This is a genomic window from Daejeonella lutea (assembly GCF_900168015.1).
GTDB classification, from domain to species: domain Bacteria; phylum Bacteroidota; class Bacteroidia; order Sphingobacteriales; family Sphingobacteriaceae; genus Daejeonella; species Daejeonella lutea.
Genome location: NZ_FUYR01000001.1, coordinates 887,625 through 910,241 on the forward strand (window position 1 = coordinate 887,625; position 22,617 = coordinate 910,241).

Sequence of the window (22,617 nt, forward strand, 5' to 3'; positions counted from 1 at the left end):
CCAAGCACCGCCATTTTCCGCCAAACACTGCCAAAATTTCGATTGCCATCAAGCCTGGTTTATCTTTACATAAAACCAGGTACCGGTATTGTGATTAATAAAAAATGACTGCCTATGGAGAAATGAAAAATGAATCATGAGGAATGAAGTTGGAAGTCTGAGACGGCCACCTATCGCGTGTAGCCACGTGCACTAGGATATCTGTCCACTCTCCACTTTCTACTCTCAATTAACCGCAATAGCGGACGAAAGCTTACTGTTGCTTTAAACACTACGACTGGTGCATTACAGTTATTGGGTTCTAATCCCGAATGGTGCCGTTAGTAAGGTGAGGTCCGACCCGGATGGACAGTACACCGAACGCGAAATAGGCGGTAAGTATGAAGACTCTGCTAAAAATTATTTTTCTTCCCCCGCCATAACTTTAGTGAAGGCGGCAAGCATCAGGTATAAGTCTCAAGATTTCTGCACACCAACCGGAGCGAAATAAGAGGTGGTAACAGCGCCCTGACCGCGGACAATTCATTTCTCGTCCGCTTTGTGGAAGCTCATATCGCGCAGCTCGTAGCTCGTAACTGAAAAGAGCAAGTTTCGGGTTTCACGTTACCATGCTCCTACTGATCTTTAAATAAATTATCCGTAATGAAAGAAAAAATCGCATCAGAGGACTGGCAAGGCATCAGGGATCAAATGAATGAAAAAGGCTATGCTATCATCTCCCGATTCTTACCGGACGAGCTGTGTCAGGAACTGATCTCATATTACAGTAATCAAAATATCTTTCGCAAGACTGTCGTGATGGAGCGTTACCGCTTTGGCCTGGGTGAATATAAATACTTCAATTACCCGCTTCCGGGCTTGATCCAGGATATCAGGGAACATGTATATCCTTACCTCGCTCCCATTGCAAACTCCTGGATGAAGGTGCTGAATATAGCTACCATCTTCCCTGCAGCACACACAGAACTGTTGAAAGAATGCCGCGCAAATAACCAGTTAAAAGCGACTGTTCTGATCCTGAAGTATGGTGCGGGCGGATACAATACCCTGCATCAGGACCTCTACGGCGAAGTCTATTTCCCAATCCAGGCTGTAGTTTTTCTTAACGAACCCGGCAAGGATTATACCGGCGGAGAATTTGTACTCACACAGCAAACACCCCGGGCTCAATCAAAAGCTATAGTTTTGACTCCAAAAAAGGGAGATATGCTGATCTTTACAACGAACTTCCGGCCGGTAAAAGGATCCAAGGGCTATTACAGGGTAAACATGAAACATGGGGTGAGTGAAGTCCACACCGGCGAACGGTATACAATGGGAATAATATTTCATGATGCGGTCAGTTAACATATGATACATCACATTGATTTAAGCAGTGCGGAATTAATGCGATTGATCCGGGATACAAAAATCACGCTTGGCGGGAACCAGAAATTAAAAATATTCGGCACCTTGCATTGTAAATCCGGCAAACGGATGAAACCCGAAAACAGGGTTTTCTTTGCATCGCAAAGCCAGGCAATTAACGCAGGTTACCGTCCCTGCGGAAATTGTATGAAAACAGCTTATCAAAAATGGATCTCTTCAACAATGAAATAGCGTCACCTGATAAAAATCTGCTGCCAGTGGATGGTATAGTGAATTATTACGGCAGGCTGTTTGACCGGCGGCAGGCAGATCATTATTACGAAACCTTACTGAATAATATCGAATGGAAAAACGATCAGGCGGTAATCTACGGAAAGCTGATCATTACCAAAAGAAAAGTTGCCTGGTATGGGGATCGTAATTTTGAATATACATACTCGAACACCACCAAGCAGGCACTCCCCTGGACTAACGAACTGTTGGAATTAAAAGCAGTCGCCGAGGAAAAGAGCGGCGAACACTTCAATTCCTGCCTCCTCAACTTATATCATAATGGTGATGTGGGGATGGCCTGGCACAGCGACGCGGAAAAAGACCTGCAAAAGAATGGCGCCATAGGCTCCCTGAGCTTCGGCGCCGAACGTAAATTCGCTTTCAAGCATAAGGAATCTAAAGAAACAGTCTCCCTCATTCTAGAGCATGGGAGTTTGCTGGTGATGAAAGGAACAACCCAAAGCCATTGGCTGCACAGGCTGCCGCCAAGCAAACTTATTACAAGGCCCAGAGTGAATTTAACTTTCAGGACGATTGTTGAGGTTGGAGGTAAGAAGTCGGAGGTCTGAGGTCTGATGGATTTCCGACACATTGACAATGGATATAGCGTTCAATAGCAGAAGAAACTGATTGCTTGGTACGGCTATCAATACTTCCCCCTACATCAGCCTGGTTTTGAGAATGTTGAAGATAGGTACCTCGTCATTTTCTTCGCCTAGCCAAACCTGGGGTCAAAACAGGGTTGCGTTGCTTTTTCTGACTGATCCTTCCTCTATCTTTTATTTCTTTAGGAAATGAAATAATATTACTTAGCTTTGCACTACAAAGTACTTTCGCCATATGGGATTTTCAGAAAGATTAGAGTCATTACATGCTAAGACTGTCAGCAACAGATGGATGCGATATTTTACCACCTTTACCCGCTTTGCGCTTATTGCTGGCTTTTTGCCTCCTGGCTGGGTTAAAATTATAGGTGAGCGATTTACAGACCTGCATAACAACCAGCCCATGGGACATTATCTGGAAGCCTTGCATCATACGGGTTATTACTACACTTTCGTCGGGTATGCGCAGATCCTGGCTGCTCTGCTCCTGCTCTTCCCCCGTACGGTGGTTTTAGGAGTGCTTATTTACCTGCCGATCATCCTAAACATCTGTATCCTTTCACTGGCTGTGCGCTTTGAAGGATCGCTGTTGACTGCCCCGGCAATGGTGGTTGCCTGTATCTATCTTTTGTGCTGGAATTATGACCGTATAAAATATATATTGCCCTTCAATACTCCGCCGACTGTTCCAGTAGTTCAGAATAACAAATTCCCAATCAAGTTTTTTGCCAGCATTTTCCTAACCTTTATACTGTTTGTTTATACGATTACACATATGTATGATATTCTGCCGCGCAATACGCAGAATGACTGTGTAACCCAATGTGACGATAGTGAAAATCCGGCAGCCTGCCAGGAGTTTTGTAAAGAAATACATACCGACGGTAAAGATCTGGATGAAAGTTTGGATAGGTATTTTAGAAAACTTGAAGGGAAGAAGCAGTAGTTTTAACTTTAAAGCGATGATGAGCAATTCTAGCAGAAAAGCAAAAGCAAACATTCTATGAAAGATGCGAAAAGAAAGCGGTCAGGTAATAGTAATGATCCGGAGTTCTGGGAATCTGCCTTTGCTGAAAAGCAAGCAATGTGGGGACTGGAGCCAGCAAAATCTGCGTTAATCGCAAAGGACCTGTTCAAAAAGCAAAACGCTAAAACCGTGCTCGTGCCGGGAATTGGCTACGGCCGAAATGCCGAGGAGTTCACGAAAGCTGGAATGCGAGTCACTGGCATAGAAATCTCAGTAACCGCTATAGAGCTCCTGCGTGAGTTTTACGGCAGGGATATGACTGTCTACCAGGGTTCAGTTTCTGAGATGCCTTTCGACAAGGTGAAATACGATGGCATATTCTGTTACGCACTGATACACCTGCTCGGTGAAGATGCAAGACATAAGCTCATTCGGGATTGCTATGATCAGCTTGTCTCCGGCGGCCTGATGATCTTCACAGTCATTCCAAAAACGGCCCCCACGTATGGGAAAGGCAAAAAGATCAGCGAAGACCGCTACGAACTGGTAAAAGGTGCTCCCCTTTATTTTTATGACAAGGCTTCAGTGGAGGCGGAATTTGGTGAATTCGGATTGCTGGACATTCAGGAAATCTCTGAAAAACCGCCAAAGCACTCCGAGTATGAGGACTTTCCGTTTTTTGTGGTTATTTGCAGGAAAGGTTGAAAGTTTAAGTGGTAATCGGGTGATCGGCTAATAGTAATGAGTGACCGGTAAATCGGTAATCAGTATGGGCGTAGAAATCATGGTTATTTCAGCTTGAGTCTGACTTGCAGATAGTTTAATTGCCCCCAGCTTCGCTGGAGGCAATTAATGGGCTCGTAGTTTAATAAGCCGAAGCAAACTCTCCCGCGAAGTCTTTAAACTTCCTTTTCGACAACTCCGGCTTGTTTATTTTATAATCTTCGAATAGTATCCCGCTTTTCACAGCGTTGCCCATTTCTGTATAATTCCTGCTCAGTTCTTCTGATAAGCCTGCCTGCACCATCCCTGCATATGATTGCTCATCGCTGAATTCCACCCATGGAAGCTCAGGTTTATCAATGGCACTGCCCAGGAGTTTTGTCGCTTCCCCTGCGCTGATTTCATCACTGGCAATATAGCGCACAGTTTTACCGGTAATTGGCTGTTGAATAAGCTCTGCAGCTACATCGGCGATATCTGAAGGGTGAGCCATTACCAGGTTCGCATCAGCCGGATAGTTAGACCCCAGGATACCCGCATGGCGGATCATATCAATGTTTGCATAATAATTGGTGTAAAAATATGCCGGGCGCAGGTGTACGATCGCGACATCGTCCAGGCTGCTGAAGATCTGCTCCAAATCATGTAAGCCTTTGATCGGCCCGGTACCTTCTGGTAAATGGGCGCCAATACTACTTAAGTTGACCACGCGCTTCACTCCTGCGCTCTTAATGGCTGCTGCATAACTGTTTGCCATATCACGGAAGTACTGACGGTAGTCCGAAGTTTCGTAGTTTGGCGGCACCATGGTATACACGGCATCCGCGCCCTGGAATGTCTGCGCGAGAAACGCAATGTCCTTAAGGTTTCCAATTGCAGGCTTAGCGCCAAGATTCTCAATGTCTTTAGCTCTTTCTGGCTGACTGGAAATCACCGTAACCTGATGGCCGGCTTCGACTAATTTTTGGGCCAGCGGTTTGCTGATATTACCCAATGATCCTGTTATAACAAATTTCATATCTGATTTATTTTAATTAATGATACACCAAAGGTATATTTGTACTTACTTTTATACAAGTACTTACCCCAAAGTGTGTAGATATGACAGAGATCAAAGAAAGCTCAACACGAAATCTTAACAGGCAACTTACTTTAGATTGCCCAGTGAATTATGTGATGGAAAAGATCGGGGGATATTGGAAGCCTATCATTATTCATCAATTGATGAGCGGGCCAAAGCGTTATGGTGAGTTAAAACGAGCTATTCCCGCTATCACAGAAAAGATGCTTATTCAGCACCTGAAGCAGTTGGCTGCGGATGACCTTGTTGTGCGTGAGGCGCTGGAAGTTATTCCTCCGTCTGTTACTTATAGTTTAAGCCCTGCAGGAGCAGAACTTAGTGAAATGATGGAAGCTATGGTAAAGTGGGGACTAAAGCATAATGATAACCGGGCGCGCTATGATGCGGCAAGTGCCTAGCAACGACCGTCCATCAATTCTCAATTCTCAATTCTCACCTTTCCACTTTCAACTTTCCACTTTCACCTGGTCCTGTCTCAATCCCCCCTCCAACTTGTCGTCATTAACCCTTACTGCATTTGTCAGTTTGGCTAAATTTGTTAAAACTCATTTAATGTACATACTATGAATGTTGACTTCAAATCTGTTGACGAGTATATCGATAAATCCCCAGGGGAAGTACAATCGGCTTTAAGAAAGATCCGCGAAATTATTAGTGAGATAGCCCCAAATGCTGCTGAAAGTATTTCATATGGTATGCCAGCCTACAAGCTAAAAGGCAAGCCGCTGGTGTACTTTGCCGGCTATAAAAAACATATTGGACTTTATGCTACCCCTACCGGTCACAGTGAATTTGCAGCAGAACTGGCCGGCTACAAACAGGGTAAAGGCTCTGTGCAATTTCCTTTGAATGAACCGATTCCATACGACTTGATCAGAAAAATTGTGCAGTTTCGTGTCGGTGAAAATGAAAAGTGGTAGTGATTGATTGCGTAATCAACATTCATGAATTGTAGTAACTTGTCGCCATGAAGAAACTCCGGTCGCTCATTAAGCAACTTGCTGTAACCGACCATATGAAGAAGGAGGAACTTAATACCCTGATCTGGGAATTTATCTGCTATTCTCCCCAATGGCCTGTACGAAACCATCAGCAGCAACTGCTGGACGAAGCACGGAAGTTCAGTGTAAGTGTAAGCGATCCCCATTTTGCAAACAGAGAACTGAATGTCAACGGATACATCTGGGGCAGCGGGAAAATAAAAATCTTACTAACCCATGGCTGGGGATCCAAAGCGGCTGACTTTTATGAGCTTATTGATGCGCTTAGGCAGCTCGACACCATGATTATCAGCTTTGATGCGCCGGGGAACGGTAGTTCTGAAGGAGAGCTTTCCAATCTCCTGCTTTATGCCGGAGCGGTGAAAGCTGTTGTTAAACATCATGGTGCACCTGGCATTGCAATAGGACATTCATTGGGTGCGATGGCGAATGCAATCGGCTTATCAGATACACCTCCTGGTTCATTAATCAATCTTAGCCCGCTCATCCGCCTGAAGGAGAATTTTATCTCCAGTATGATATCGCAGAATGTTTCACAACCGGACCAGGACTACTTTTTTCAAACCTTTAATGAGCGGTTTGACATGGATCCGGCGGACTTTAACATGAACGATGTTTACCGGTTTGGGGAAAACGTAAAACACTGGCTTGCTTATGACAGTCAGGATATGGTATCACCCTATCCTTATCTACAGGATTTTATCCAGAAACATCCGTCTATACAAACACAAAACTACGTGGGTGTTGGCCACGAGAGGATAATCAAGGATGAGAGGATTATTCAGATGATCCTTGAATTGACGAAGGCGGAAATTGACAGAGGATAAATGGACAATTAAAAAAGCCACGAGCTACAGTTCGGACCCTATGCCGCCTCCTCGAATTTGTCCAGCGCTACTTTAACCTTATCCCCGGGACTGCCGATTATCTCAAACAGAAGGAACAATCCCAGATCACTCCCCTCAATCGACAAAACCAAATCCTTTGGTTCACCCATATCATTAGTCATGACAGCGTGAATGGTAGTCCTACCTTTTTTGAAAGGAATACTCCAGTCGCACTGCACAGACTTGATAGTGCAGGAAGCTTTGAATTCATCCTTTACAGTTATCGTGATGATTGATTTGCTTATATGAACATACGATTTTTCTTCTTCCGTCCGGGTTACTTTGCCGCTCTCGTTGAGATGCTGGGTTTTGGATCCCGTGAGATTAATATTTTTACCGCATTGGGAATAGCTTCTATCAGAGAATGCGAAGAGGATCAGGAATACCAGAGTTAAAGCTTTCATAATATCAGGTTGTTTAATTCGTACAATAGTAATATGCTTCCAACGGATCAGCTAATAAATGTGACGGGCTCGCGAAAAAATGGGACGAAGCCGATCGACTAAATCCTGAACAGGAAAATTTTGCTGGTGCCACGTCGGGAAGTGTTATCGACTTGGCGAGATTCACCTAATCACCATAAAAATCCTATTTTTGTTCACATCAGCTGCACAAACAACGAAGAAACATGACCTCATACGAAGAACTCTTTGAAAATAATAAAAGGTGGATCCAAAGCAAAACCGGTACCGATGCTGACTTTTTCAGTGAACTTGCCAGGGATCATAATCCGGACTACCTGTATATTGGATGCAGCGACAGTCGGGTGACCGCTGAGGAAATTATGGGTCTGGGTCCGGGTGAGGCATTTATTCATAGGAATATTGCCAATCTGGTAAATAACGTTGACCTAAACGTAATGTCGGTTATTAATTATGCCGTTAGAAACCTGCAGGTTAAACACATCATTGTATGCGGGCACTACAACTGCGGAGGTGTGAAAGCAGCAATGCAGCCTGAAGATATGGGGATTCTCAACCCATGGCTGCGAAGTATTCGGGATGTTTACCGCATGCACAAGAATGAGCTTGATTCAATCACCGACGAACATAAGCGTTACGACAGATTGGTTGAACTGAATGTGGAAGAGCAATGTACTAATGTGATCAAAACAGCAGTCCTCCAATTGAATTACAAACGTGCCGGTTATCCGATCGTCCACGGTTGGGTTTTTGATATCCATACCGGAAGGATCATTGATCTCAATATCAATTTTGAGAAAATTCTGGAGAGTATCAAGGATATCTATGATTTAACGGGGAAAGACTGAGGTATGAGGACTGAGGTCTGAGGTCTGAGGTCTGATGGATTTCCGTGAATAGAGGTATGAGGTATTAGGTATGAGGTATTAGGTATCAGGTATCAGGTATGATGGATTTCCGTGAATATAGGTATGAGGTATCAGGTCTGATGGATTTCCGACATCTGAGTTTCTTAAACAGTATTTTATAATATACCTCCCCAACTCTGAACTCTGACCTCCGACTTCTGACCTCCAATCTCCAGCACAAAAAAAAGCCCCGGCTAAACCAGGGCTCTTTTTAAAAAAGAGAAAGCAATTACTTCGGCATGATGACCGAGTCGATCACGTGAATTACTCCGTTCTTCTGGAACACATCGGCAATGGTAACTATCGACGTTGCTCCGGTTTCATCTTTCAAAACAAGGCTTTTCCCATTCATCATCGCCCAGATTTTACCTCCGCTCACGGTGCTGAACTCAGCTGTACCTTTCCCATCTTTAATAGCTTTGGCAATTTCCTTTGATCCCAATTTCCCAGCTACAACATGGTAAGTAAGGATTTTGGTAAGCATAGCTTTGTTTTCTGGTTTAACCAATGTACCAACTGTTCCGGCAGGAAGTTTATCAAATGCTGCATTGGTTGGTGCGAAGACTGTAAATGGACCGTCGCCTTTTAAAGTTTCAACTAAGCCTGCTGCCTTCACCGCTGCAACAAGTGTTGTGTGGTCTTTGGAGTTTACCGCGTTGTCTACGATGTCTTTTGTCGGATACATTTCAGCACCGCCTACTATTTTAGTTGATTGTGCGAAAGTTGAAGTGATCGCAGAAGCTGCTAATGCGATCGTTAGGATAAATATTTTTTTCATAATTTAAATTTTGTTAGTTGCGATGAATTACGGGATTGCGGTGATGGCGGATTTAATGGGGTGAATTAAATGATACAACTTTCGGGAATGCGATCTGATGACGGAACCCTGAAGTCCGAGGTCTGATGGATTTCCGACAATTGGTGATGGTGGTCAGAAGTTGTAGGTTTGAACACTGATGAATTTCTGCCATCTAAGGTTTACGACAACTTATCTTACCCACTCTGAGCTTCGACCGCTGACCTCTGACTCCGACTTCAGACCTCTGTCTTGAGATATTTTCCACCAAACTACTTTTTTCACAAAAAATATTCGACCTTAGAGGCAAGCAGAAAAATAGTTGAGCAGGACCATTAAACTTTCATTATCAGAGCCGGAATTAATTCAGGCTTTACGCAGCAGGGATAGTAAAGGAGCCGAAGCCCTATATGATATGTACTCGGCTGCACTTTATGGTGTTATTTACCGGGTTGTACAGCATGAAGAGATTGCTGAAGATCTGTTACAAGAAGCGTTTGTAAAAATCTGGAATTCAATATCCTCATATGACCACTCTAAGGGCCGCTTGTTTACCTGGATGGTTAATATTGCCAGGAATCTGTCAATAGATAAAACCAGATCGAAAGATTTTCGCAATCACTCGAAAACCGAAGACATAGAAAATATCGTATTATCTGTGGACAAAGGTTTTACCACATCCATCAATCCTGAAACACTCGGTTTGAAGGAGCTTGTGGAGAAGTTAAACCCGGATCAAAAAGTTATACTTGATCTTGTTTATTTCCGTGGCTTCACACATGTTGAAGCCGCAGAGGAACTCGATATTCCTTTAGGGACAGTAAAAACGAGACTACGAAATGCAATTATTACGTTAAGAAAGGTATTTAATTAAGTGAAAGACCTGAAAACATATTTGGAGAGCGGTATCCTGGAACTTTATGTTCTGGGCGACTTAAGCAGGGAGGAGATTCGTGAGGTTGAGCAGTCGATTGCGCAATACCCGGAGGTAAAGGCCGAGGTAGAGGCAATTGAAAACGCTTTACAGGCTTACGCAATATCTAATGCCATTGAGCCTTCAGAGTCAGTACGTAGTAAAATTCTGAATTCATTAGAAACTTCTCCTGTGGAGGAAGCCCGTGTGACACACTTGCGACCGGTTGAAAGCTCCTCGAGTTTTTATAAATATGCATTTGCCGCTTCGGTTGCTTTACTGCTTGTCAGCGTAATTCTGCTGATAAACCTCAATAACAGACTTAGAGAATCGCACACTCAGCTAGCTGTTCTGCAAGCGGAAAACCAGCAATTCTCTAATCGTGTAAATTACATGGATAAGGAATTAGAAGACAACAAAAAATTCCTTGAGATATATCAGCAACCCGGACAATACAAACTTGTTAACCTTAAGGGTTCTCCAAAAGCTCCTGCCGCACGAATGACCGTAGCTTTTAGTCCGCAAAAGGAAGAAGTAATGATTGACCTTTCTTCGCTGAACATGCCATCAAATGATGATCAACATCAATATCAGCTTTGGGCACTCGTTGATGGCAAACCTGTGGATCTCGGGGTTTTCGATTCTACTGATGACCATTCCGGCATGAAACGTATGAAATCAGTGAAAGGCGCTCAAGCCTTTGCCGTAACCCTGGAACCGAAAGGTGGAAGTGTGAATCCCACCATGGAGCAGATGATGGCCATCGGGAATATTTGAGAAGAAACCGGAAGTCTGAGAATACGTACCAAACAATTTCTGAGTTAACTTTAGTTATCTAAAACTCTAAAGTCAGGCGCGGTAGACCCCTATTCGATTCATTATACATCCTAAACAAAAAAGGGCCGAATACAAGTATTCGACCCTACATCTACCTATGAAAAACATGCCCTTTTGGAGGGCATATTTATATGTTCAAATGATATGCCAGAGCAATAAAGTTGCAAAGATCGTCGTTATCGCCATGTCAATTCAACTATTTTTCCCGAATTGAGGATTATATACCCCAATGAGGGTTAATATTTCTACACCCAGTTAATTAATTATCCTTCTGACCTGCAACAAATGGCTCTGGATTTTCGGAAATATTAAACGGGTTGAAGAAATATATCTTGTCTTTGCGAAATAATTCAAGGTGGCCTACAAGTCTGCTTTCGAACTGCTCATAGTTTTTATTAACATCATTGGTCCACGCTGATTCAGCTAGTGCGCTGATCCGCGGGAACAGCATGTGTTCGAGTTTTGTGATCGTCGGAATTCGTTCAGTCCACAAAGCGGCCTGTATTCCTTTTATCAGGCTGGCCTGCCCTGGGGTGTGTAGTTTGGATGGAGAAAAGTTATATACCCTATCGACAGGGTTAAATCCGCCCTCCCATCTTCTGCCAACCCGTTGACTGCTGTCCTGGACAAAATCGAAGTAAAGTGGCAGTCTTGGAGTAATTACCACGGGAAACTTCTTTGATAGCGCCAGTGCGAGCTGTTCAGGTTTATCGTGACGCCACCAGAAAATAATTGTATTAGCCGGTGAAAGTTTGCTGCTCGCTGCCTCGTCCCACAACAAGACCTTAGAATTGATCTTTGCCAGCGAGTCAGCCATTCTTTGGATAAAATATTCCTCAACCGCTTTTAAGTCGCCCAGCTTTTTATCACTCATAAGCGACTGGACTTCATTATCCTTGCTCCATTGCTCGTTTCCAAAATGCACTTCGTCGCCGCCAAGGTGAACCATCCCCGAAGGAAAAAGAACGTTTGTTTCCTTGAGAATATTTGTAAGGTAATCGTATGTCGCCTTTTTCGCGGGATGGAAAGTGAAGTCGGGATATTTTTCGGATCCGCCCCCGCTAAATTCGGGATATGCCTTGTTAGCAGCAGCAGCATGGCCAGGCATATCTATTTCGGGAATTACAGTAATAAAACGATCTGCGGCGTAAGCAATGATATCTTTAACATCTTCCTGTGTGTAATATTTTGCCGTCGCGGTTGGATCTATATGATTGCCAATGCCACCCACCAGAGTGAGTTTTGGATATTTCTTGATCTCAAGCCTCCATCCCGGTTCATCTGTAAGATGCCAGTGAAAACGGTTAAGTTTATAGAAAGCCATCCAATCGATGAGGAACTTTACTGTTTCTTTACCGAAAAATTGCCTCGACTCATCGAGCATCAGCCCTCGCCACTCATATTTCGGGGAATCAGTGATATCCCAGGCTGCAAGTGTAATCTCACCTCCCTTTGAAGGCGCCGTTCTCGCAAGTTGTAACAGAGAATTCAGGCCGTTAAATAAGCCCTCCTCTGTTCCTGACACAAGGCGTATCTCATCGGGGCTGACTTTCAGCTGATAGGAACCAGGAACAGTGTAAGCGGTTTTAAGATGAGACAGAACTATTGCGGGAGCGCTTGCTTTTTGCTGAACACTTAGGGTGATCCCGGTGTGTTTAAGCAACTCTTGCTGTAAAAAAGCCGCACTGGCGCGGAGCGACTGATCATTAAGGATTATTGGTGTGTTCGATGAAAGCGTAAAACTGCCTTCGCCCTTTGCATATTTGTTGGGGAGAGGAATTAAAGGAACCTGTTGCGAAAAGGCTTTAGATGTAAGGAAAAGTGTCAGCAGCGAGACAAGGGCAATCTTAGTGTTCAGCTTCAAAATCATTAGTTAAACGGGTTAATCCTCCCAAACTTATGATTAATTCCTAAAAAAAATAGAAGCCCGGGGGCTTCTATTTCAGAGTGGACTAGACAAAAGATCAGCGCTTTAGTATCAATGTGCTGTATGCCGGGACTTTCACGCTACTGTTTCTAATACTGGCGTCTTTGTTTTTGAATAAGATGTTTTTGTAGCCTTGAAGATTCTCAGGGAGATTCACATCCGCTTGAGCGCCGGAGAGGTTGTGCAATACGAGCACACTTTCATCAGGCGTGGTACGTACAAAGGAACATAGGGCGGCATTTTCCAGCTTTACTGGCTGTAACTCTCCGTAGGTAAGTGCTTTGCTTGTATTTCTGACCTGGATGAATGTCTTGTAATGATTAAACATTGAAGATTTGTCCTTAATCTGCTGTGCGGCGGATACCACTGCTGAATCAGTCCCATAACGCGGAACTATCCAGGTAGCACGCGATTTGTCCTTCGCTTTAGCATCCCATAAAAATGGTTCTCTTATATTCTGATCCGGTTTTTTACCTGGCATTCCGATTTCTTCGCCATAATACAGATACGGCGATCCTGGAAGGGTTAAAAGAAGTGCGGCAGCCATTTTCGCCTTGTCGGGATTATTGTTCACCATGCTCATGATCCGGTTCTGATCATGATTGGTGATGAAAGTTGCATCTACGTACTCCGGGTTAATGGTTTGATAGAAATCCCTTATTTTTTTATGATCAGCGGTTAGAGCACCCTCCTTTTCTTCGTTTACTGCTTTCGTAATAGCAGCACCCATATCAAAATTGAATAATGCAGGCAGTCCTTTCATGTATGGACCAACGATTTCGGCAGGTGCCCAAACTTCACCCACCAGATATACATCCTTATTAACTTTCTGCATTTCATTGCGGAAGTAAACCCACCATTGGTGGTTGTCTTTCGGACGTTCATCAGGGAAAATATGCCGGGCAGCATCAAGCCTGAATCCATCGACCTTTACTTCAGATAACCAAAAGCGACCCACTTTGAAAATCTCTTCACGAAGTTTAGGGTTATCAAAGTTCAAATCGGGCATGCTGCCTCCGAAATATGAATAATATAAATAATCGCTATTAGGAACTTTAACCCAGCGATTACGGTTATTCGAATCTCCGGCAATAATTCTGCCTTCAACAGTTGTTTGGGGATCATCTTTATGGGTCCAGACATAATAATCACGATATGGACTGTTGGGATTGGATCTGGCGTCTACAAACCAGGGATGAGATCTGCTGGAATGATTAATCACCATATCCATTATCACTTTAATATTTCTTTTATGCGCTTCAGCAATAAATTCCTTGAAATCTGCCAGGGTCCCGTAATCAGGGTGAATATCATAATAGTCGGTGACATCGTATTTATGATAAGACGGTGAAGGATTCATCGGCATCAACCAAATGCCCTCAACCCCTAAATCTTTCAGATAATCTAGTTTTGACGTCATCCCTTTAATATCACCCTTTCCATTCCCGTCGGAGTCCGCAAAGGACTGGACAAAGATTTCATATGACACTCCTCTAGGCCAGACGCTCACATTAGAGTTTTGCTGAGCATTTAATAAACTAATTGATGACGTTAAGAACAAAAGGCATATGGCAGCGGCTTTCAAAACAAATAATTTCTTCATAAGTTGAATTTAAAAGACTGGTGCATTTTGTTTCTGCACCAGTCTTGTTAAGTTTATTTTTTAATTCAGTCCAATCGTTGGATTTCCGCTCTGCTCTTCATCAGGAATCTGGAAAAGAAGTTTGCGCGAATCCCAGGCATCTCCCCGAACAGGCAATTTAAGACGTTTAAGTTCGTGCAGGCGTTCTCCCCGCAGGCCAAGTTCCAGGCGACGTTCCGAGCGAACTGCTGCGATAATTGCATCTTTTCCAAGGGCAACAGTGGTTTTTGGAGATCCATATGCCCTGGATTCAATTTTATTCAACCATAATACGGCATTGGTCAGGTCGGCCGGAGTTCCTGAAGTTGCGAGTGCTTCTGCATAGATCAGGATTAGCTCATCAAAGCCGGCAATGATTCCATCCATATGGGTGTAGTCAAATTTGGTTGAATAAACAATATTGCTTTTGGTCACATAGTATCGAGTCCGTCTGGCATCACCAGCAGGATGAGCTGCGACAAGGCTTGGTGAAGGTGTCCATTGCGGAATAGGGTTCGTGGTATTATTCGAACGGTAATTGCCACGTATTGATCCCCAAGAATCATCAGATGTAGCACTACTTGGGATCATGAATATCACTTCTTTAGTGGTTCCCTTTAATTGAGCCCGTGAATATTTCGCGGTCATATCTGCGTCCAACTCGTATTTGCCTGATTCCATTAGAGGCTTAGCTTCCGCAGCGGCATTTGCCATATCTCCTTTATAAAAATACACCTTGGCCAACAGTGCTTTTGCTGCATCAGGAGTGGCAAAACCACCGTTGTATGTACGGGTAGCTGGCAGGTTTGCTGCTGCAATTTTAAGGTCTGCAATTACACTGTTATATACTTCGTCCACCGTAGCACGTGGCAAGGCCAGGTATGATTCAGCAATAGTTGTTGTACCCCTGGTGCGAATTGGAACTCCCATATTCGCTGTTCCTTTTGTGTTATCTGCGTAAGGCAAACCAAAATATCTTACCAGATGGAAGTGGCCCAGTCCCCGGATATACGCGGCGTCTCCTTTAAGGGTATTCGCCAACGGAGTTGTTGCTCCACCTAGGATGGCATCTGCCAAAGCACTTGATGCAGCTATGTTAGCCCTGTTTATAGCGCTGTACGTCCCTCCCCAGATTGTTCGTCCAGGCGGATTGAAAAGGTCCATTGAGTGATTGGCGATCTGTGACCAGTCGAAAGTACTGTTAGTAGTCGTCGCGTCATCCGCAATCACATCACCAGCAACCAAAGCAGTTCCGCCCATAAAACCTGCACCACGAACCTGGGTGTATGCTGATCCCATAAGTTTCTGAAGATCTTCTGGGGTCTTTATCGCATCATCTGTGATAACATTATTCGTCGGCTTTACGTCAAGGAAATCCATATCCTCGCAGGAAGCAAGCAGGAAAACTGATCCAGCCAGGAGCGTAGTTATTTTATATTTTAATATTTTCATGTTCTTGTAGTTATAGGTTAACATTTAATCCCAGGGTAAAACCTCGTGACTGAGGAGTTGTAAGGTAGCTTACATTAGCGCTAAGATTTCGCTGCTGGGCATTTCCCAGGTCGCGATAAATCTCTGGATCTCCCGGAAATTTGGTGATGGTAAACAGATTACTTGCTGATAAAGAAAGTCTGGCACTGGAAAGCTTTAGTCTTTTAACAAGCGTTGTTGGAAATGTATAGCCCAGATTTACAGTCTTTAAACGGAAATAGCTTCCATCATAAAGTGTCTCGGTAGTATTTCTCACGCGCTCAAGTCCGCTTGAACCCAGCGTGAGTCTGGCCACGTCAGTAACATCCCCCGGCTTTTGCCATCTCTGCAAAGCTCTCTTCTTCAAATTCCATGCGCCTATATTATTCATCTGGAATTTATCAGCATCATCATAGATGCTTCCCCCTACCTGGAATGATCCCATAAAACCGAAATCAATGTTTTTCCAGGAGAACCTGTTCTCGATACCGCCGATGAAATCCGGGTAAGGCTGGCCTACAACCTGTCGGTCGCGCTGAGAATTATAAACCTTGGTTGTACCGTTAGGCTTTTTTGTAATTGGGTCAAGCATTTCATAAACAGGCATTCCATCTGCCGGATCTATATAAAGTGTTTTAACAAGGAAGTTAGTACTGATTGGCTGACCGACTATAACACGGGTGTCACCTACACCGCCAAGAGCATCGGGGCTTGCTGTTCCAACATCGATAACTTTGTTGGTATTTCGAGCGAGATTCAAATCTGTCGACCATGTGAAGTTCTTCTTAACAATATTCTTTGAGTTAAGGCTAATCTCCACACCTTCGTTACGGAGCTTGCCTACGTTAGCAAGAACTGATCCCTGGCCTGTTGAAGTCGGGGTTCTCACGCCTAAAAACAAATCCTTTGCATTATTCACATAATACGCAAGCTCTCCGGTGAGTCTGTTATTCAAGAAACCATATTCCAGGGCGGCATCATACTTGGTGGTTGTCTCCCATTTTAAATCTGGATTAGCCAGGGCGTTGATTGTCCAGAATTGCTGGCCATTGTAAATGTTAGTGTTCTGAACATTGGTTGTTCCCCATTGAGCGTAATTGCCAATTTCAGCGTTTCCTGTAAGTCCGTAACCCGCCTTAAGCTTAAGATAACTCAATGCTTTGGCAGATTTCATGAAATTTTCTTCGGTAATTATCCAGGCTGCAGAAACTGCGGGAAATGTTCCGAACTTATTGTTCACACCAAATCGCGACGACCCATCGCGGCGTACAGTACCTGTGAAGATATATTTATCTTTCAGCGTATAGTTAACTCTCCCGAATAGTGAGATAAATGTGTATTCAGATGGAACGGCTATTGTAAGCCTGTTATTGGTGTTTTGAGTGCCATCAGGATTTACTTCTGCCGGAAGTGCCGGGTTATTGTACAGCCAGTCCTCCTTACCCGGATCGAATGTTACGTTGCGGGTTTTTCCACCGGTAGTATACTTTAATTGTTCAGTACCAGCCATGAAACGGAAGCGGTGAACTTTATTCAGGTCAAGGGAATAGTTCAAAAGCGCTTTTGTGTTCCAATTTGTCAGGTATGATCGGCCATCTGAAGCAGTAGGTGTTGGACTTACAACTGACGTTGTTAACGCATAATTGCTGTTATCACTGTAGTCAAGATTTCCTTCCAGACGCAGCGAAAGATTTTTCAGGAAAGTAACATCTGTGAAAAGATTTGAAAGCGTTCTTCCACCCCAGGCTTTACGCGTTCTTTGTTCAATCTGAGCAACAGGATTGGCCGAAACAGGCGGGGTATACAATGATCCATCGGCATTATAGGCCGGAAAATACGGAAGGGCATTAGATATCGCCAAACCGTAACCTCCATCCCAGGCATTGGGGATCACGTTACGCCTTGTGCTCGAGTAGGAAATATTCCCCCCCACTTTTAGAAACTTGAAGGGATTATAGTCCAGATTCAAACGCGCACTATTTCGGTTGAATGCGTCATTCACAAGGAATGACTTTTCGTTTACATTGGAAAGTCCCAGGTAAGCTATGAACTTTTCAGTTCCGCCACTAATAGAGAAATCGTTAAAAGTGGAAAGCCCAGTCTGCACAACAAGGGATGCCCAGTCTGTATTAGTTTTCAGTGCTTCTGACTCAACGACGTTCCCAGGCAATGGACGTGTTGCCGGCGCACCTGTAGGGTTAAATTTAAAATCGTTTGCAACGGCTTCCTTGTAAAGCGTTATAAATTCCTGTGTATTTAACATCTCCGGACCTGCCGTAAGATTAGAAGTTGCAAGCCTGCTGGCGAAATTGATACGCGGCTTGCCTTTTTGCCCTCTCTTGGTAGTAATTAGTACTACACCGTTTGCACCCCTAGAACCGTAGATTGCTGCAGCAGATGCATCCTTTAAAATTTCAATGCTTTCTATATCATTTGTGTTGATAGATGCAAGCGGGTTAACATTATTAGCACCGTACGTACCGGCTACATTGGGAATAGGGATACCATCCATTACATAAAGTGGCTCTCCCCCTGCAGTAATAGATCCTGTTCCGCGGATACGGATCTGAGCCCCTGACCCTGCCATACCGGTCGACTGAATTACCTGAACTCCCGCTGCGCGGCCCTGCAAGGCTGCATCAAACGATCCGACCGGAACGGTGGATAGCACCGAGTTATCAATTCTTGCAATAGAACCTGTTACGTCACGACGGTTCTGTACACCATACCCTACCACAACAACTTCGTTGAGGTCCATATTTTCAGCCCTTAGACTGATGTTTATTGTCGATTGATCACCAACTTTAATTTCCTGACGGGTGAAGCTTATCATATTAAATATTAGAACTGCTTCCTTATCGGGCACCATTATTGAATAGTTTCCGTTAGCATCAGTGGAAGTCCCGCGGTTGGTACCTTTTACACTAACTGATACTCCGGGCAAGCCGGCACCGTTTTCTGTTACCTGGCCCTTAATACTTTTTTGAGCAAAGGCAACATTTGAAACACATAATACAAACGCGAAAAGCAATAGCTTTTTTAGGAGCTTTGCATAGCTTTGCTGTTCTGTTCGTCCAGAAAGCGGAGAACCAGAAGAGTAGAATTTCATCATAGTTGAATTAAATTAGTTAGCATTTAATGATTAAGTTTTATGTGTAAACTTTAAAGAACTACCTTGAAAAAATGATTTCAGAGAGGTTAAGGTTTATTCACTTTTACCTAATGTATATTGATTTTAATCGAAAGACGTCCCACTTCATAAGTATTTAAACAAAACACCTTTCCTCACATAAGTGAATATTAATCAATTACTTATTGTGTTAAAAAGGAACTAACATCCTAAAATGGCACCTATTTTATTACCCAAAAGAAAGTTTAGGCGATATATCGGGCATATAATGACAAGCATGCGAAAATTAAGCTGCAATCCTTTTACCAGCGTCATGAAAACTAGTGGTTGGGGATACAGAAACTCCGTAATTCTATTCCTTCTGATTACATTAACTGTCGAAGCTATCGGGCAATCTACAAGCTCTGAAAACCCAAACAGGAACGATCACATTTTCCCCCCGTCCAAGGAAGCTTCCGCATTCATCAATTTCGACAGGCGGGGATTCATCATTAATGGCAGGAAGACATTTTTAGTTTCAGCCGGGATCGAATATGCGCGCGTTCCCCGAGCCCTTTGGAAAGACCGTCTGGAACGTCTGAAACGAGGCGGATACAATGCTGTCGAGATCTATACCTTCTGGAACTTTCATGAGGCTGAAGAAGGAAAATTCAATTTTTCCGGAGATCATGATCTGGATGCTTTTCTGAACCTCGTGAAAAGTTTGGATATGTTTGCTATCGTACGTGTGGGCCCCTATTACTGCGGGGAGTGGAATTTTGGCGGCTTTCCAATATGGCTGAAGTTCAAGCCAGGGCTCGTTGCCCGCAAAGATAATGTACCCTTTCTTGAAGCAACTGACCGTTTCTTTGAGAAACTGATCCCTATTGTTTCGAAAAATCAAATACACAAGGGCGGACCGGTGATTATGGTACAGCTGGAGAATGAGCACCCTGAAAGTTGGGGAACCAAAGTGCCCAATCCGTATTTCAGCCATCTTATTAAAAAAGCCAATGAACTTGGGCTAGAGGTACCATACTTTTTCAGCGGTTTGCATCCAGGAAATGACCCTGCAGGGAATCTGAAAAACCTCGATGATCCCAAGCGCCCGAATCCATGGTTCTCGACCGAATTCTGGGGGGTTTGGTTTTTCAATTACGGTCCTCAGCCCCAGGACTCCACCATTTACGATCGACGCACCTGGAAAATCATCGCCGGCGGAGGAAATGGTTACAATGTATACATGGCACACGGAGGAAGTAATTTCGGATATAATAATGACCGGGATATGGCAGCATCATACGATTATGGTGCAGGTGTGGGCCAGGCCGGCGATCTCCGGCCTATATTTTTTGCTTATAAAAGGGCTGCCTGGTTTGCCAGGAGCTTTCAGGAAGTACTTGCTAATAGCACAGATGGAGGGAAAATCTCCCATTGGATGATCCGGGATACAGCGATCAAGGTTAACGCCAGGGTAAGCCCTGCGGGCACAATCACGTTTCTCGATAATCCCGGAAAAATAGCGAAAAAAGCAGTCATTCAGCCACCAAAAGGGCTCAGCGGGGCTTTATCAGCAAATGTTAAAATTGCCGCCGGCGAAATAATGCCAGTCATTCAGAATTTCAAAATTGCGCCGGCTATAAGTTTGGATTGGGCGCCAACACGAATTTATACTATTCTTCCTCAGGGAAAAACAAGCACAGTAGTTGTATATGGGGACCTCAACTCACTTGTGCAGCTCTACTTCTCCTCTGACAGTTCTTTTAGGGTTTTGAAAGGAAACGCGAATTTTGTTAATAAATCCACGAAACTGGTGTTCTCTTCAGTAGTCAAAGGCCCACCCGCCGAATATATATTTTCAGCAGGCGTTAATCAGGTTAGAATACTGGTAGTGCAAAGTGCATTGGCCGCCAAAACCTGGATCGAGCAAATCGGACAAGACAATTACCTGATTACAGGACCTTCTTATATAAAAGAAACATCCCTCAAGAACGGGAAAATCATGGTTTCAGCAGAACGTCAATGGAATGATAAAAACCCAATGCCGACCAGAGTTTACACTGAAAAAACAAGCTTTCCCCTGGCAGCTTCAACAGTTCCGTCTAGCGCTGCTACGCTGCAGTTACATCCTGATAAATGGCAGATAAAACCAGCAGTAGAAGCTGCATTACCAGAACTTGATGATTCGGCCTGGACACACAGTACCAACCCATTACAAATGGGTGCAGATGGCGATTTAACGGCAAATGCCTGGTATCGCTCCAAGGTGCAGGTTGATACCAGCGGAACATACATCATGAGGTTTAAAAACGTGAAAGAAAGGGCCACCATCTTTGTGAACGGAGTAAAACAGGATGCGGAGCTGACCGATAAATCGTTTACAATTAACCTGAACGCTGGCAAGGTTAACACTGTAAGTATATTTACAGCCCACAACGGGCGAAACAAGCAATTATTTTTTCTCGGTGGATTGGATACCATCGATATGAAAGGGATAGCTGGCCCTGTAACACTTGAAAGGGATAGTAGCAATGTCAAAATTATTTCAAACTGGAAATTGAAGGGCGGACCAGGAGATCCATTTGCCCCTGATGCGTGGACATCACTGCCACCAGGGGATTTTGCGGGACCCGCATTTTTTAAATCCACATTTACATTGCCCCGCCAGGATAAAAGCAAGACAATAATATGGCGAGTTAATGTTACAACCATGGGACATGGATCTGTTTGGGTCAATGGTCATAACCTCGGCAGATATCCTGAAAAGATAAAGGTCTCAGGACTTTATATTCCAGAATCGTGGCTGAAAGAAGGTGAAAATACGTTAGTGATTTATGACGAAGATGGAACTAATCCCGGGAAGGTGGCCATAGAGGCAGAAAAAGAAGCAAGCAGGGATAATTTCCTGCTTGCTGAATACTGATTATTTTTTCACACGAACAAGGGTGCCTTTCATATCCTGTCCCTGGAAACCAACGACGAGGTTTATCTTGTCACCCGCAAGCTTGCCTTTAACGTAGGAAACTGCAATGCCCTTGTAGGACATTTCTTTGAAAGAGATGTCATTTCCTACTATTTTTCCACCGGTAAGGGGAGCTTCACCCAATTCAGAATTAATGGTTCCGGATAATTTTCCGTTTTCTTCCTTGAGATTCACTGTCACATCGAAGTGCCCTTCAATATTTCCTGCCCAGCGCCCCTGAATCATCGACGCGTAGCATACGGAGGAAATTAACAGACTTAAAACTAATATTGCATAAATCCCTCTTCTCATAGCTTTCCGTTTTTGGTTATTATTTCGCCCTGCTCAGGGTGATTTTTACTGGTTGCTCGTTAAATGTGGTGGTCAGCACAAGTTTTTCTCCAACAATGCTTCCCTTGTAATTTACCGGCTTACCGTTAAATTTGGTTGAAAACGTAATATTCTCACCATCTACTTTACCATCTTCAATAACATTCTTTCCCAATTGCGCAGCTACGTAAGGGCTATAACCGCTATCATCTGGATTTTCAGATTTGGCGTTATTATCAATGATAGAAAAAGTGCCAGTTAAAGCTGTTCCTTCTACTTTCAGCGCTGCAGTAACATTGTATTGTCCTTCAACATAACCTTTCCATGCACCATCAACAGTTGCAGCTACGAAAAGAGCCATGATTAGTAGTAATGCGCCAGATGTAGTGAGTAATTTTTTCATCTTCTTTTAATTTG

General features: G+C 43.8%; 21 protein-coding genes. 12 read left to right on the forward strand and 9 right to left on the reverse strand.

Annotation, left to right across the window (positions count from 1 at the left end; all coding sequences use genetic code 11):
- The first annotated feature begins 642 nt into the window (after positions 1–642).
- The 5 genes from B5X60_RS03915 to B5X60_RS03935 all read left to right on the forward strand — a co-directional run bounded on the left by B5X60_RS03915 (position 643) and on the right by B5X60_RS03935 (position 3,918).
- Positions 643–1,347, forward strand: coding sequence for a 2OG-Fe(II) oxygenase (locus B5X60_RS03915; protein ID WP_079701342.1), 705 nt, complete (start codon positions 643–645; stop codon positions 1,345–1,347).
- A 39-nt stretch (positions 1,348–1,386) separates the two neighbouring features.
- A complete protein-coding gene (locus B5X60_RS18525) occupies positions 1,387–1,599 on the forward strand; it encodes an Ada metal-binding domain-containing protein (RefSeq protein WP_262485817.1) in 213 nt (70 codons plus the stop codon).
- Positions 1,575–2,210 (forward strand): alpha-ketoglutarate-dependent dioxygenase AlkB family protein, encoded by a 636-nt coding sequence (locus tag B5X60_RS03925; RefSeq protein WP_079701344.1) that lies wholly within the window; start codon positions 1,575–1,577, stop codon positions 2,208–2,210. Before B5X60_RS18525 ends, B5X60_RS03925 begins: the two co-directional genes overlap by 25 nt.
- Before the next feature lie 271 nt (positions 2,211–2,481).
- Positions 2,482–3,192, forward strand: coding sequence for a hypothetical protein (locus tag B5X60_RS03930; RefSeq protein ID WP_079701345.1), 711 nt, complete (start codon positions 2,482–2,484; stop codon positions 3,190–3,192).
- A 57-nt stretch (positions 3,193–3,249) separates the two neighbouring features.
- Complete coding sequence (locus B5X60_RS03935) at positions 3,250–3,918, forward strand: class I SAM-dependent methyltransferase (RefSeq protein ID WP_079701346.1); 669 nt, start codon at positions 3,250–3,252, stop codon at positions 3,916–3,918.
- A 160-nt stretch (positions 3,919–4,078) separates the two neighbouring features.
- Here the strand turns inward: B5X60_RS03935 and B5X60_RS03940 are convergent, their stop codons facing one another.
- Positions 4,079–4,954: an NAD(P)H-binding protein gene (locus B5X60_RS03940; RefSeq protein ID WP_079701347.1), complete on the reverse strand. Its 876-nt coding sequence runs from the start codon at positions 4,952–4,954 to the stop codon at positions 4,079–4,081.
- An 83-nt stretch (positions 4,955–5,037) separates the two neighbouring features.
- Here B5X60_RS03940 and B5X60_RS03945 point away from each other — a divergent pair, with 83 nt between their 5' ends.
- From B5X60_RS03945 to B5X60_RS03955, 3 genes are all read left to right on the forward strand, one after another.
- Positions 5,038–5,415, forward strand: coding sequence for a winged helix-turn-helix transcriptional regulator (locus tag B5X60_RS03945; protein ID WP_079701348.1), 378 nt, complete (start codon positions 5,038–5,040; stop codon positions 5,413–5,415).
- Positions 5,416–5,580: 165 nt separating this feature from the next.
- A complete protein-coding gene (locus tag B5X60_RS03950) occupies positions 5,581–5,937 on the forward strand; it encodes an iron chaperone (protein ID WP_079701349.1) in 357 nt (118 codons plus the stop codon).
- Between the two features lie 47 nt (positions 5,938–5,984).
- Positions 5,985–6,845, forward strand: a complete 861-nt coding sequence (locus B5X60_RS03955; RefSeq protein ID WP_079701350.1) for an alpha/beta hydrolase — start codon at positions 5,985–5,987, stop codon at positions 6,843–6,845.
- Positions 6,846–6,883: 38 nt separating this feature from the next.
- Here the strand turns inward: B5X60_RS03955 and B5X60_RS03960 are convergent, their stop codons facing one another.
- Positions 6,884–7,309, reverse strand: a complete 426-nt coding sequence (locus tag B5X60_RS03960; RefSeq protein WP_079701351.1) for a hypothetical protein — start codon at positions 7,307–7,309, stop codon at positions 6,884–6,886.
- A gap of 224 nt (positions 7,310–7,533) precedes the next feature.
- Between B5X60_RS03960 and B5X60_RS03965 the strand changes: the two genes are divergently transcribed.
- Positions 7,534–8,175 (forward strand): carbonic anhydrase, encoded by a 642-nt coding sequence (locus B5X60_RS03965; RefSeq protein ID WP_079701352.1) that lies wholly within the window; start codon positions 7,534–7,536, stop codon positions 8,173–8,175.
- A gap of 289 nt (positions 8,176–8,464) precedes the next feature.
- Here the strand turns inward: B5X60_RS03965 and B5X60_RS03970 are convergent, their stop codons facing one another.
- The gene (locus B5X60_RS03970) at positions 8,465–9,013 is read right to left on the reverse strand and encodes a fasciclin domain-containing protein (protein WP_079701353.1); all 549 of its coding nucleotides are present in this window, start codon (positions 9,011–9,013) and stop codon (positions 8,465–8,467) included.
- Positions 9,014–9,353: 340 nt separating this feature from the next.
- On the opposite strand from B5X60_RS03970, the gene B5X60_RS03975 reads away from it, so the two are divergent.
- Both B5X60_RS03975 and B5X60_RS03980 read left to right on the forward strand, forming a co-directional pair.
- A complete protein-coding gene (locus B5X60_RS03975; RefSeq protein ID WP_079701354.1) occupies positions 9,354–9,905 on the forward strand; it encodes an RNA polymerase sigma factor in 552 nt (183 codons plus the stop codon).
- Positions 9,906–10,721 carry an anti-sigma factor gene (locus B5X60_RS03980; RefSeq protein WP_079701355.1) on the forward strand — a complete coding sequence of 272 codons (816 nt, stop codon included), beginning with the start codon at positions 9,906–9,908 and terminating at the stop codon, positions 10,719–10,721.
- Positions 10,722–11,040: 319 nt separating this feature from the next.
- Here B5X60_RS03980 and B5X60_RS03985 read toward each other — a convergent pair whose 3' ends face one another.
- The 4 genes from B5X60_RS03985 to B5X60_RS04000 all read right to left on the reverse strand — a co-directional run bounded on the left by B5X60_RS03985 (position 11,041) and on the right by B5X60_RS04000 (position 18,911).
- The gene (locus tag B5X60_RS03985; RefSeq protein WP_079701356.1) at positions 11,041–12,651 is read right to left on the reverse strand and encodes a beta-N-acetylhexosaminidase; all 1,611 of its coding nucleotides are present in this window, start codon (positions 12,649–12,651) and stop codon (positions 11,041–11,043) included.
- Positions 12,652–12,745: 94 nt separating this feature from the next.
- Positions 12,746–14,311 (reverse strand): alpha-amylase family glycosyl hydrolase, encoded by a 1,566-nt coding sequence (locus B5X60_RS03990; RefSeq protein ID WP_079701357.1) that lies wholly within the window; start codon positions 14,309–14,311, stop codon positions 12,746–12,748.
- A 60-nt stretch (positions 14,312–14,371) separates the two neighbouring features.
- Positions 14,372–15,781 carry a RagB/SusD family nutrient uptake outer membrane protein gene (locus B5X60_RS03995; RefSeq protein WP_170878376.1) on the reverse strand — a complete coding sequence of 470 codons (1,410 nt, stop codon included), beginning with the start codon at positions 15,779–15,781 and terminating at the stop codon, positions 14,372–14,374.
- Positions 15,782–15,791: 10 nt separating this feature from the next.
- Positions 15,792–18,911 (reverse strand): SusC/RagA family TonB-linked outer membrane protein, encoded by a 3,120-nt coding sequence (locus tag B5X60_RS04000; protein ID WP_079701359.1) that lies wholly within the window; start codon positions 18,909–18,911, stop codon positions 15,792–15,794.
- A 331-nt stretch (positions 18,912–19,242) separates the two neighbouring features.
- Between B5X60_RS04000 and B5X60_RS04005 the strand changes: the two genes are divergently transcribed.
- Entirely contained in the window at positions 19,243–21,831 is a 2,589-nt protein-coding gene (locus tag B5X60_RS04005) for a beta-galactosidase (protein WP_170878377.1), read from the forward strand.
- Here the strand turns inward: B5X60_RS04005 and B5X60_RS04010 are convergent, their stop codons facing one another.
- Together B5X60_RS04010 and B5X60_RS04015 are read right to left on the reverse strand one after the other, a co-directional pair.
- Positions 21,832–22,182 carry a hypothetical protein gene (locus tag B5X60_RS04010; protein WP_139377352.1) on the reverse strand — a complete coding sequence of 117 codons (351 nt, stop codon included), beginning with the start codon at positions 22,180–22,182 and terminating at the stop codon, positions 21,832–21,834.
- 19 nt (positions 22,183–22,201) lie between these two features.
- The gene (locus tag B5X60_RS04015) at positions 22,202–22,603 is read right to left on the reverse strand and encodes a hypothetical protein (protein WP_139377353.1); all 402 of its coding nucleotides are present in this window, start codon (positions 22,601–22,603) and stop codon (positions 22,202–22,204) included.
- Positions 22,604–22,617 lie beyond the last annotated feature (14 nt).